Source organism: Belliella buryatensis (assembly GCF_900188245.1).
Lineage (GTDB): Bacteria > Bacteroidota > Bacteroidia > Cytophagales > Cyclobacteriaceae > Belliella > Belliella buryatensis.
Window position 1 is genome coordinate 44,117 of sequence record NZ_FZOK01000017.1, and the last position, 13,157, is coordinate 57,273.

Here is a 13,157-nt window from a genome sequence, read left to right on the forward strand (position 1 = left end):
TCATCTTACTTGTATAGCCAAACCCGCATTAAGGAAAGCAATTGATCTATATCTATAGGTTTTGAAATATAATCAGACATGCCCGCATTGAGGCATTTTTCTCGATCACCTTTCATAGCTTTGGCTGTCAAAGCAATGATTGGTATTTTCGAATACTTGGGAAGGCTTTTGATGGCTTTGGTGGCTTCATAGCCGTCCATCTCTGGCATCATGATATCCATTAGGATCAAGTCTACATCTTTTAGCTGAGCTAACATGTCTACCGCAACTTTTCCGTTTTCGGCAGTATGGCATATGACTCCTTCCTCTTCAAGCAAGTTGGTAAGCGAGTATATGTTTCGAATATCATCATCTACGACCAACACATGCTTACCTTTCAGTATTTCATCATTTTTATGAAGTGTCCTGAAGGCAACTTGCTTTTCTTTAGGAAGCTTGGATTCTACACGATGCAAAAAGAGCTTGGTTTCATCTAGTAGCCTTTCATTGCTTTCAACTGTTTTGATGACTATTTTATTTGCCAATTTGAGCAATGTTTGATGCTCCTCTTTGTTAAGTTCCTTTCCAGTGTAGACAATAATAGGGGTTTGGTTAATGGTATGTTTTTTCCTGATTTGCTCTATCAATTCAATCCCACTTATATCAGGTAAACCAAGATCAATGATCATACAATCAAAACGATGGTTGTCGAAATGTTGTAAGGCTTCTGCTCCTGTAAATGCTGTATGTATCTCAATATCATGATCCTCCATAAGAGATTGGATCGCTGAGTTTTGGTTGCTATTGTCTTCTACAATGAGAAGTTTTTTTACTTTCCGCTTATAGAAATCCTCAATCTTGTCAAATGCCTTTTGTAATGAAGGAAGATCAACTGGTTTTTTGAGAAAATCAAAGGCACCAGCTGTTAGCGTCTCAATCTTTTTGTCTTGTCCTGAGATAATCTGTACTGGGATATGACGTAGTTCAGGACTATTTTTAAGCATTTTCAAGACTTCCTCTCCACTGATATCCGGGAGCTTGAGATCTAACAGAATTGCCATAGGCATGAACTTTAAGGCATAGCTTACCCCTTTGTTTGCTTGGGTGGCTATGATGCCCTTAAATCCTCTACTGCGAACAAATTCCAAAAGGGTCTCTGCAAAAATTGGATCATCTTCCATAATCAAGATTACCCGATCTTCTTTTTTTATAGTTTCTCTATCATCTTCAATATTGTGTTCTTTTTCATCCAAGGTAGGTAGAGAGGCAAGTTGATTTTGAGAATCCTGAGTTCGATTTGACTTTTCAAAGCTTGGAGAATCTACGTTTTGGAGATCTTCGGTTTGCATGAAATTTTCTGGAAGGTATAGGGTGAAAATACTTCCTGTTCCAGAAATGCTTTCGACTTCAATTTCACCTCCAAGCGCTGAGGCCAATTCTCTGCTGATAGATAGCCCTAATCCAGTTCCTCCATATTGTCTTTTGGTGCTGCCATCAGCTTGTTGAAATGCTTCGAAAATAATTCCTAGCTTTTCAGCAGGTATCCCAATACCATTGTCTTTTATTTTGAAGACGAATGCATTTTTACATTTTTGAAGTTTTTTGTTCCTGAATTTTTGGGCCCCTCTAGTTTGTGATATTTCGATTGCCACATTCCCACCTTTTGGGGTAAATTTAAAAGCATTTGATAGCAGGTTTCTTAATATTTGATTCAGGCGTAACCGGTCAGTTTGAACTGAATGAATATCAATTAATGATTCCTTGATCTCAAAGTTTATATTTTTGCTTTGCGCTACTTCTACAAACATAGTCTTCAGGTCTCTAGAAATTTCTGATATATCAATTTGCTCAATATCCAATTCCATTTTGCCTGCTTCAACTTTTGAGAGATCCAGAATTTCATTGATCAAGGACAATAGGTCAGTTCCTGAACTGTATATGTTTTTGGCAAACTCAACTTCTTTCTCTGCTAGTTGATTATTCTTGTTTTCAGCCATCAGCTGAGAAAGAATCAAGATGCTATTGAGTGGTGTCCGCAATTCATGAGACATGTTAGCCAAAAATTCAGACTTGTACTTGCTTGTAATCTCCAATTCCCGAGCTTTGGTTTCTAGCTCGTTGGTTGCATTTTCAAGTCTTTCTTTTTGTTCTTGGAGGAGATTGGCTTTTTCTTCTAGCTCTTCGTTAGTTTGCTGAAGTTCTTCTTGTTGGGTCTTGAGTTCTGCTTCGGACCGGAGGAGCATTTCTGTTTTCTCTGTCAGCTCTTCATTGGTTTGTCTGAGCTCTTCTTGCTGGGTCTCCAGTTCTTCAGCTTGCCTTTGTGTTTCTTCTAATAGATCGCGCATTTTTTCCCTAGAAAATGCTGAATTGAAAGCAATGCCTAGATTTTCTCCAATCATAAGCATCAATTGAAGCTCTTCTTCACCAAAAGATTTTAATGTACCCAATTCAACAACTCCAAGTACTTGCTCGTCAAATATAATTGGGTAGAGTAGGAGGTTATTTGGAATAGCATTACCTAATCCACTCTTGATTTTGATATAGTTGGAAGGGATATCATTGATGATAATAGGCTTTTTCTCTAGCGCTACTTGGCCCAAGAGTCCTTCTCCTAATTCAAATTGATTGTTTTCGCTCGATTTTGGTATGTATGCAAAGCTGCCAAAGAGACTGAAGTTACCTGCTTCATAGAGGTAGATAGCTCCTATATTAGCCTGAAGGTAATTGCAGATTTGAGTAATTACATCTTCAGCTAGTTGTTTAGGTTCTTTGTCACCTCGGATGGTATCATTCAGCTCAGAATTTCCAGAAAGAAGCCAAGTCCTTTTCCGGTTTTCTAATGATAGCTTGAGGAGATTTTCTCTCATTTGTACAAGCGCTTTCCCTAATCTATCTTGATCTCCTCTGACTTGTATAGTTGTTTCGTAATCACCATTACCGATTGCTAAAGCCGCATTACTTAAATTTTGAGCATTTTGAATGAGAGCATTGAATGAAAGGGAAAGTCTACCTAATTCATCATTACTCGTTCTTAAAGGTGAGATTTCTATCTCCCCACGACTAATTCGCTCGGCAGATTTGGTGAGTTTTATGAGGTTGTTAGCGATGTATCTAGTCAGGTAAAATGCAAATAAAAGCGTAAGGCCAAACACCAAAATGGATGTCACTAAGATCAAATTGAAACGCGTTTTGGATTTGCTAATCATTGATTCTACCTCCAGAATCACTTCATCAATAAAAGTCGTCTCAAATTCAAAAAGTTTGTCAAAACCATTGATGGATATGTCAGTCCATTCTTCAGTTGAATAGAGAACAGTATTTAGACTAGATTTGGATAGGATTTCATTCTTTGTTCCAATAAATTGATCTACAGCAATTCCTGAAAAAACATTGTGAAATATTTCAAGTTCGTCACTACTTATACTTGATTTGAATTTTGAAATGTGGTAATCAAAAAGGTCACTAGCTGCTTGGAGTTTAGCTAATTTGGAAGTTTGATTTGTTTCTGAAAGTAGGAGTGATTTTATTAAAAAGCGAATAGAGGCATGTTGTTCCTTTGCACTGGATATGTGAAATATTTCATTGATCCTCTGTTTGACTACTTTGTTTTCGGCTTGTTTACCAGAATCATCTATTTCGTTAATCAACAAATTGGTAATTTGATTGAAAGACTCCCTGATTTGCAAGATATTTTTACCTGAGTCATTGGATCTAAAGTCGCCTCTGATGAGCTCAAGATTATTTATTATAAGTGTTTCTGACACTTGGTTGTTGGTCAATCGGCCAAATTTGACTAGTTTTTGAAAAGTGGTGTTTGTCTTTGTTATCTCTGAATTGAGTTTTTGTAGTAAAGTAGGGTTGGAAGACAGGAAATGATCAAAGCCTGATATCCATTCTGACTCCATTTCCTGCAACAAATCAGTGATCAATTGTACCTCTTCTAGGTTTTGCCTAGATCGTGATAGTACCTGTGTAGCTTGGTATTCTTGCCAAAGGAGCCTTGTTGTGAAATAGACCAATGGAATGGATAAAAGGCATAAGAGGAAAAACAATTTCGCCTTTATAGATAGGTCATGGAATGTTTTCATAGTACTTAGGGCTAAGTACCTAAAAATATCAATAATAGATTGAAAAACCTATATTAAAAAGGACCCAAAAGTGACTTACAGTCTTTTTCTGTCATTGGTTTTTCCCAAAAGCTTTTTACTACCTTGTAATCTTTGGCTTTGACTTTATCAGATTGACTAAGTGAAGAAGTCACGATGATTACTTGTGCTATATTTTTGAAGTTGCCTCTAGTCAAAGTATCCAAGAGATCCCAGCCACTTACCCTTGGCATATTCAAATCTAAAAATATCAAGAATTGAGTTTCTTCAAATCTTTTTGAATTGATATAATACAGAGCATTTTCAGCACTATTGAAGGTCATTGGATTTTCAGATAGCCCACTTTCTATGACCATGAGTTCATGATAAAATAGTACTCCAGGGTCATCATCTATAATCAATACTTCAGTTTTCATCATGGGGATTATTTTCTTTTTCAGAACTCTTATGAATTGTGCGGATGATGTCATCCATTTCCATCAATCCATCTTCTAATTCCTGTATGAGATCTTCTTTGCTTTTGTTCAAGTGCTTGAAGTTATTTGAATGTTTTAAAACATGTAAGATTCCCATGATTCTAGTTAATGGAGCTCTTACAATATGTGATTGCTGCCAAGTGATTTCTTTGAGTTTGAAATTTTGCTGTTCAATATTGATGAGTGCAGTCTGAAGTTCGGTAGTCGAGGCTTCCAGCTCTTTGGTTCTTTCTAAAACCATTTCTTCTAGTTTTTTTCCTCTGCTTATTTTTTTTACAATGTAAATACTCAAAGCACCGGCCAAAAAAATTAGGAAGGCAATCATAAGTTTGAAAGCATTGCTTTCGAAAAAGAAACCATCCACTCTAAAACTAATAGTGGCAGGTTCAGTCCATCTGCCTGACTTATAACCGACTATCTCGATTGTGTAATTGCCATTTTCAATTGAAGTGAGGCTAATGATTCGGTCATTTCCTATGGGAATGTATTCCATGTCCTTCTTGGTAAACCTGTAAAAAAATTGAGTATTCTCTGGATCATCAAAATCTACTGAGGTGAAACTAATATCAAACTTGAATGTCCCTGGTGGGATAATTATTTTTTCATTTTCATTAATGAATAGATCACCGATTCTAAGTCCTTCTATTTGAATTGCTACTTCTTGGCTATCATAAAGATCATTTTTTGGATCCATTATAGCAACCCCCTTGATAGTAGGAAACCAAAGTTTACCATCTGGCATTTTGACAGATGAAGGGAAGATATTTCCATTAATTCCAATTCCGTTGTCTGCTACACAAAACTGCCAAAACTGCGTGGACTCTATTGCCGAAATTTGAATTCTTGGTGGTTTATTAGAGTTTTGATATTTGAGAGCATTGTTGATGAGGTTCTGGAAAAGTAATTTGAGAGGAGTTCGCTGCGCCTTTATTGTCGGAAGGTACTGAAAGTGAATTTCACCATTTTTTTCTTCTAGTTCAGCTTTGAATAAAGGGATGAACTCTTGGATTAGAACATTACAGTCTATTTCTTCAAAAGGTGTGTCCTCTGCGCCTATCTTAGCATATTCCAACAAATCATTGATTAAGCCAGTCATTCTACTTGTTGCGTCTAACGCAAAATGAATATATTTCTTAGCCTTTTCGTCAAGCTGTGTAGCATAGTTTTTTTCCATCAAACCCATGAAATTATGAACCATTCTTAATGGTTCTTTCAAGTCATGAGATGCAATATAGGCGAATCGCTCCAATTCTACATTTTTCAATTCAAGTGCTTTTCTCGCATTTACTATTTCTTGAATTGGTCTGCCTTCTGGAATGATGGCAATGACATTACCAGCATCATCAAACAATGGTTTAAGGTTGAAATGAATGGTGACTGTTGAGTCTTTTCCTAAAACCTCTACTTCGTATTGAATAAACTCTCCCTGGGATGCTTTTTTGATGTTTTCTTTGAGCGTGTTTTGAGTTTCTTCACTGATTGTCTACCAATAGCATTCCCAGAATGGCTTTCCAATCAAATCTTCCTTGGAAAGCCCAGCAAAGTCCATTGCTGTTTGATTGGCTTCAAGTAGAATCCCATCTGGGTTTAAAAAACCAATGAATTGAAATGTAGAATCAAAAATCCCTTGAAATTTTTTAGCCATTTCTTCTAATTTCAATTCTGATGTTTTGGTCTCGGTGATATCGGTATGGGTTCCAAACATCATTAGCGGAAGACCTTCTTTAGTCCATGAAATCACCTTTCCCTTGTCCAAAACCCATATCCAATGCCCTTCTTTATGCTTCATTCTACACTCACAATCATAATAGTCAGATTTTTTCTCAAAACAATCTTTGAGTTTTTGAGAGGAAATTTTCAAGTCTTCAGGATGAGCAAATCTTTCCCAAGTTTGGATTGAAATGGGTTGAAGTTCGTCTAAAGTATATCCTATCATCTCTGCCCATCGTACATTGAATATAGTCTCACCTGACTGGACATTCCATTCTCAAGTCCCTACGTTGGTTCCTTTAAGGATATTTTCAATTCTAGTTTTTTGTTTCTCTAGCTCGTCTAGAGCTAGTTTTTTTTCAGTGATATTTTGTATTTGTGCAATGTAGTGCTTAAAGCTTCCATCTGGATTGAGGACTTTTGAACCACTTAAATTGATCCATATAGTCTCCCCATTTTTGTTGAAGTATCTTTTTTCAATTTGATAGCTTTCTATATTTCCACGGTTTAGTTTGTTTACATATTCCAAATCAGCATTAAGGTCATTAGGATGGGTTATTTCTTGAAAAGTTAGGGATGTTAATTCTTCGGGAGTATACCCTAAAAGTTTACAAAAACTCTTATTTACTTTGGTGAATCTTCCTTTTTCATTGACTAGCGCCATTCCTATAGCCGCAAATTCAAAAGCAGTGTTGAATTCGTCAAGGTTGGTTTGAGATTTTTGAATTTTTTGTTTTAGGGTAGTTAGATTAAAATAAAACAAGGAAACTAAGGAAATTATAAAGATTAGTGCAAAAATATCCCTCAGCATTCCTGGTGTTTTGAAAAGGAACACTATTGCTATTATGCAAATGATCAAGAAGGAGAAGCTAATAATAAAGCTCCTGAATTTGAAAACCATGGGTGGATGATTTAGCGAACTGTAATTTAAATAAAAAAGAAAATAAATTTCAAAAATAAATATGATGATTATCTAAAATGATTGCCCAGCAGAATTTTACATTATTTCTTAATGGTAAATGCAAAAGTGCTACCGAAGTCACTTTCTGATTCTACGTAAATTATCCCCCCATTTGATTCTACTATTTTTTTGCAAATAGCCAACCCAATTCCATTGCCCTTGAATTCCTCCTTGGAATGCAAGCGTTGAAAAATTTCAAAAACCTTTTTTTGATGCTCTTTCGCTATTCCAATGCCATTGTCACGAACAGTAAACTGCCAGTGAGAATTCAAGTCTTCACAACTGACATGAACTTTGGGATGATTGTTGGCCTTTTGATATTTGAAGCCATTTGATATTAGATTTTGCAAAAGTTGAAACATACCGCTTCTAGTAGCATGAATTTCCGGAAGCCTATCCCAAGTCAATAGGGCTTGTTTCTCTTCCAAAGTAGGTTGGAAAATTTTACTCAATTCCATCATCATTTCATTGAGATTGATTGGTTCTTTGGCCACATTTGATCTGCCTATTCTAGAGTATTCTAACAGATCTTGAATGATTTGTCGCATTCTTTTAGCTCCATCTGTAGCGAAGCTAATGTACTTCAATGCTTTTTCATCCAACTGGTTTTGATATTTTTTTTCTAGTTGATGTAAAAATCCAGTCACCATTCTGAGTGGCTCTTGCAAATCATGCGAAGCGATATAAGCAAACTGCTCAAGCTCAGCATTGGAGTCTTCAAGTTGCTTGGCTTTATCTAAAATCGATTCATTAAGTGCAAGTAGCTGTTGTTCTGCCGCCTTATTCTCTGTGATGTCTTTACCTGTAGCATAGATCAACCCTTCTTCAGGAATAGGAGTAGCTGTCCATGCTAACCATATAGTTCTACCAGTCTTGGTGATGAAGCGAGTTTCATATTTAGCTATACTTGATCCTGAATAGATTTCAGTGAGCACTTCAATCAAGTCTGAGCGATCTTCTTCAGGGGTGAAGTCCAAATATGGCTTTTTGAGAATTTCGGTTACTGAATACTCTAAAGTTGTTTCGAATGCTGGGTTGATTTTTTTGAAATAACCATCATATCCAGCAATGCAAAGTAAATCAGATGAAAGTTCAAAAAACTGATTGAGCTCGTCTTCAGCTTGCTTTCGTTTGATCATGGCTCCTAGCTGATTGAGGAGATCTTTTTCTAATTTAGGTAGAGATTTAAGGTTAACTTGCCTACCTATTGCAGCTAAAACTACTACAGCACTTACTGATTCTTCAAAATCCACAGGATACGCGATTGCTCCTTCGAACCCGAATTTTTTTGAAAACCCTGTTCGAAGCAGATTTTCTCCAGATTTAAGGTCAGGGATATAGATTGGCTTTCTTTTACTAAATACTTCTGCTATTAGTCCCTTTTCACCATTGATGGGGCGAAACTCTCTTTCTGGGATTATATGATCAGGACCTTTAAAAGCAGTAAGGATAATAGATTGCTCATCCATACTACTAGTCCAGATTTCTGCATAGTCTAAGCCAGTAAATGAAAGAAATATTTTCAATGTTTCTTCAAACGCATCTTTGAGTAGTTTTTTTTCTGAAAAAATATCAGCCACTTTTAATCGAAGTGCAGTTTGAGCCTCGTTGTTTTCTTTTTCTGTTCCATCACGTGCTACACAATACATCAGTTCGTCCAAGAAATCCCATTTGACAGACCAAATCAGAGGAACAGGAGTTCCATCTTTTTTGATATACCTATTTTGGAACATTGTCATATTACGACCTTCCATGATGTCTTTAGCAGCTTGGGCTGTTTTGGTATGGTCTTCTGGATATACAAAATTCATAAAAAGCTTTCCTATCATCTCCTCTGGTTTATACCCCCAAAGATCTATAGCTGCAGCACTCATGTCTTCAAATCTACCTTCTTTATCAATGGTACAAATGACATCCAAAGAACCATCCATAATTTTGGAAAGCTTGTACCTGTTTCGGTCTCTTTCAGTTTGAATATTCTTTTTCTCAGTTATATCCGTCATCACACCTCTAGCGATAACTTGATTTTCGAACTGTATCACACTGACTATATTATTTAGCCATTTGATATTACCCCATTGATCAAAAATTCTGAATTCAAAAGAATGATTTAGCCTATGCTCTATTTGATTTAAAAAATACCTAAGCGTAAAATCCCTATCAGCTGGATGAATTTTGGATTCCCAAAAACCTTCTTGAAGCCAATCTTCTTGTTCAAACCCAAGTATGTCTACTGTCTGAGGACTAACAAAAGTAAATCTCAATGGTGTCATATGTACTTCCCATATGATGCCGTTGATTGTATTGATCAAATCTTCAGTTTGTAGATTTGGAGTTTTCATAGTTACTAATATCTATTTCGAAATGGCAAATTAAACATCACTAGGTTGGGAGATCTTCAAGAGAATATTGATGGATGTTGTATCATCACAATTGATTTTTTGGAATCGTGAAGTAAAAAGTACTTCCTTTTCCCTCTTCTGATTCCACCCATATTTTCCCACCCATATTGGAAACTAGCTTTTTGGAAATAGCTAATCCCATACCAGTTCCAGCTACTTCATCGTGGGTATGAAGTCTTTGGAAGATATTGAAAATTCTCTCTTGGTATCTTGGCTTGATTCCTATGCCATTATCTTTTATTGCAAATAGATATTCTCTTTTATCCTCTTTGAAAGTAATATGAATTTCAGGTGAGGTTTCTTCTTTATGATAAGACAAGGCATTCCTAAGTAGGTTCTGAAAAACCTGTATTAACTGCACTCTTTTTCCTATGATACTAGGCATTGGATCCCAAGTGACTTTAGCTTCTTTTTCAAAAATAGTTTTCTGATGGGAGGCAACCAGTTTTTCCATCAGTTGATTCATATTGAGTTCTACGTCGTCTTCGTTGATTTTGGTGGCTTCTGAGAAGTCAAGTAGATCTAGAATGATTCTTTTCATCCTTTCTGCTCCGTCTATGGCAAATCGAATGTATTTTTTACCCTTGTCATTTACTTCTGAGATATACTTTCTCTCCAGTTGCGTCATGAAACTGGAAATCATCCTTAAGGGTTCTTGTAAATCATGTGATGCTACAAATACAATTTGTTCTAATTCTCTATTTGAATTTTCTAGTTTTTTAGATTGAGAATTGAGCTCTTCGTTAAGTTTCTCTAGTTCATTGATTTTGTTGGAAAGATTTATATGGTATTTCTTGACTAAAATATAAAGTAATATAGCTGTAAGAGTGACGTACGTGACACCTTTAATAGATTGATAATATTTGTATTCAAAAATATCAAGCGGCTCAAGTATTAGTTCAAGAATTCTATCACTTAATAGTATCCATAAGACACCGACCAACAAATAAATCAATGCAATCTTAAAACTTGGTTTCATAATTTAGATTTTGGTAAAGAAAAAAAGAAGATGCTTCCCTCTTGAGGAGTAGATTCTACCCAGATTTTGCCATTATATTTGTCGATGATCTTTTTGCAAATGGCTAATCCTATCCCGGAACCCTCGTAGAGATCTTTTGTATGAAGTTTTTGGAAGATAATAAATATTTTCTCCAAATAAGATTTTTCTATACCAATCCCATTGTCTTTAATAGAAAACACCCATGAATCTGGTGTGTCTTCGAAATTTATTCTAATCTCTGGATTTCGATCTGGATGATGGTATTTGATGGCATTACCGATCAGATTTTGAAAAATTTGCTGAAGTGGTGTTTCCTGAAAGTAGATCTGAGGCATCTCTGACCATGTAATATCAGCCATTTTCTCTTTGATGATGCGCCGATTGAGAATAGTGACGTTTTTCAAAACTTGATCTACTTGGATAAGCTGTTTTTTATCTTCATAATTCCCCACTTTGGAGTACTCTAAAAGATCCAGAATAATTTGCTTCATCCGTTTGGCTCCATCAGAAGCAAAGAAGATATACTGCTTGGCTTTATCGTCGAGAACTTGTGCATATTTCACTTCTAATCTATTCAAGAATCCAGTGATCATTCTAAGTGGTTCTTGCAAATCATGAGAAGCAACATATGCAAATTGTTCCAATTCTGAATTTGAGATTTCTAATTTCTTTGCTCTTAAAGCTAATTCATTACTTAAATTCAACAACTTCTTTTCATTTGATCGCATAGCAGTAATATCTTTCATGGCTATTACAGCACCGATTTTTCTTCCTGATTGAGTAATGATGGGAGTGCCTGAGGCGAAAACTACGCTGAAAGTGCCATCTTTTCTTTTAATTACAATTTCCTGATTAAGGACTGTTTCTCCTTTCCAAGCCTTATTAAGTGGTATTTCCTCTAAGGGAAGTTTGGTTTTTCCATCTGAACAAAACAAACCAAAAGTATCACTCCATTGGTCTGGAGGTGTATTTAAAATATTCTCACCATGGAGTTCTCGAGCAGCTCTGTTTGATAATATAAGTTTACCTTCTTTATCACAAGCAATTATTGCTTCGGATAAGCTTTCCATCATAGATTTGAGAAACTCTCTTTCATTTTCCAATTCTAATTCAGTAACTTTCCTTACGGTGATGTCTTCTACTGCACCTATCATCCTAAGTGGCTTTCCATTTTCGTCTCGAATAGCAATACCTTTATCCAATACATAAGCATAAGTCCTATCAGCTTTTTTGAACCTGAACTCTGCTTCCCAGTATTCTCTATTGCTATTCAAAAAGTCCTTCATGTCTTTTTCTATTCTTTGATAGTCATCTGGATGAATCTGACTGATCCAAAATTCTCCTGTGCCAGAATAGCTATCAATAGGATGGCCGAATAGTTTCTCGAAATTATCCGTTCTATATACTTCTCCATTCAATAGATTCCAATCCCAAATAGCATCTGAAGTTGCTCTTGTCGCAAGGGTAAATCTCTCATTACTCAGCTTGATTTCGTGTGATTGTTCTTCTACTTTTCTGGATAAAATAGCAGGCAAGCTAGTGACATAGAACGAGAGATAACCTAGGATCATTGATAGGACAACGCGAAGCACCATGAATGGATATACTTCTTTAAAAGCTGTAGATTTTTTTAGCTGTACTGTGATACTCCAATCTCCCTCACGTAACAGGAGATTTTTTTTAAAACCATCAAATTCAGCATCATTTTTTGGTAGAAAAAACTCTTCCTCACCTGTTTCAGGATTGATTTTAGAAAGTTGTATGTAAAATGGACTTTCATCTGAAATATCAATGTTTGCTACTTTTATGAAAGAATCAAATTTGATAATTACAGCAGCAAATCCCCAAAATTCATCATTTTTAAAAATTGGGTTTCTTCCGACAATTCCAATTCCACCTTGTTTTAGCTCGAAAGGGCCGGCAAAATACAGTTGACGTTTTTCAATGGCTCTTAAGGCTTCATATTTAGTTTTAGGGTTTTCGAGGATATTGTAACCAATGGCTTCTTCATTTCCTTTAAGTGGATAGGTGTATTTGATTTCTCCTCCCTCTACTAATTGTATAGCATCGATGAATTTATTTGTTCTTAATAATCCCGCAGCTATACTGTCAAAGTCATTACCGATCCCATAATTGCGCTCGATATATTCCAAGACCCGCGTGGTAGAGATGCTATTAGCCAAAGCACCAGAGATTTGCTTCTCCAGAAGATTGGCCTGCTCAATGACACGTTGCTCCTCCGATTTCTTTTTTAAATCATAATCCTTTACAGTAAAATATTGAAGTCCTGTTATCAATAAAAAAACCAGTATTCCAGTAACAATAGGATATTTGAAGAGAATATTTGAAGAGCTTGATTTCATGAAGATAAATTAAAATCTATTAGTTAAAGATAGATGATATTTAAGTCCAAATTCACTTTATCAACGTATCCGCCCGACCAACCCCATCTTGAATTGTAGGGATATTTTATTTAAGTCGGTATTCTTCCCAGTTTGAAGGTAGTAGTTGATAGAGGTCTTT

8 protein-coding genes are annotated in these 13,157 nt (G+C 35.9%); all 8 read right to left on the reverse strand.

Going from position 1 to position 13,157, the window contains the following annotated elements; translation table 11 throughout:
* Positions 1-5: 5 nt before the first annotated feature.
* The 8 genes from CHB66_RS15570 to CHB66_RS15605 all read right to left on the reverse strand — a co-directional run bounded on the left by CHB66_RS15570 (position 6) and on the right by CHB66_RS15605 (position 12,997).
* Complete coding sequence (locus CHB66_RS15570) at positions 6-4,067, reverse strand: response regulator (protein ID WP_089242343.1); 4,062 nt, start codon at positions 4,065-4,067, stop codon at positions 6-8.
* 53 nt (positions 4,068-4,120) lie between these two features.
* Positions 4,121-4,504 (reverse strand): response regulator, encoded by a 384-nt coding sequence (locus CHB66_RS15575; RefSeq protein WP_245812759.1) that lies wholly within the window; start codon positions 4,502-4,504, stop codon positions 4,121-4,123.
* Positions 4,491-5,912 carry a histidine kinase dimerization/phospho-acceptor domain-containing protein gene (locus tag CHB66_RS15580; RefSeq protein ID WP_170932509.1) on the reverse strand — a complete coding sequence of 474 codons (1,422 nt, stop codon included), beginning with the start codon at positions 5,910-5,912 and terminating at the stop codon, positions 4,491-4,493. The genes CHB66_RS15575 and CHB66_RS15580 overlap by 14 nt, the downstream gene beginning before the upstream one ends.
* Before the next feature lie 132 nt (positions 5,913-6,044).
* On the reverse strand, positions 6,045-6,497 hold the full coding sequence (locus CHB66_RS15585) for a PAS domain-containing protein (RefSeq protein WP_089242350.1): 453 nt from the start codon (positions 6,495-6,497) through the stop codon (positions 6,045-6,047).
* Positions 6,498-6,548: 51 nt separating this feature from the next.
* Positions 6,549-7,082, reverse strand: coding sequence for a PAS domain S-box protein (locus tag CHB66_RS15590; RefSeq protein ID WP_170932510.1), 534 nt, complete (start codon positions 7,080-7,082; stop codon positions 6,549-6,551).
* A 191-nt stretch (positions 7,083-7,273) separates the two neighbouring features.
* On the reverse strand, positions 7,274-9,574 hold the full coding sequence (locus CHB66_RS15595; RefSeq protein ID WP_089242346.1) for a PAS domain-containing sensor histidine kinase: 2,301 nt from the start codon (positions 9,572-9,574) through the stop codon (positions 7,274-7,276).
* Between the two features lie 85 nt (positions 9,575-9,659).
* Positions 9,660-10,613: a sensor histidine kinase gene (locus tag CHB66_RS15600; RefSeq protein ID WP_089242347.1), complete on the reverse strand. Its 954-nt coding sequence runs from the start codon at positions 10,611-10,613 to the stop codon at positions 9,660-9,662.
* Positions 10,610-12,997, reverse strand: coding sequence for an ATP-binding protein (locus CHB66_RS15605; RefSeq protein ID WP_089242348.1), 2,388 nt, complete (start codon positions 12,995-12,997; stop codon positions 10,610-10,612). The genes CHB66_RS15600 and CHB66_RS15605 overlap by 4 nt, the downstream gene beginning before the upstream one ends.
* Between the last annotated feature and the right edge of the window lie 160 nt (positions 12,998-13,157).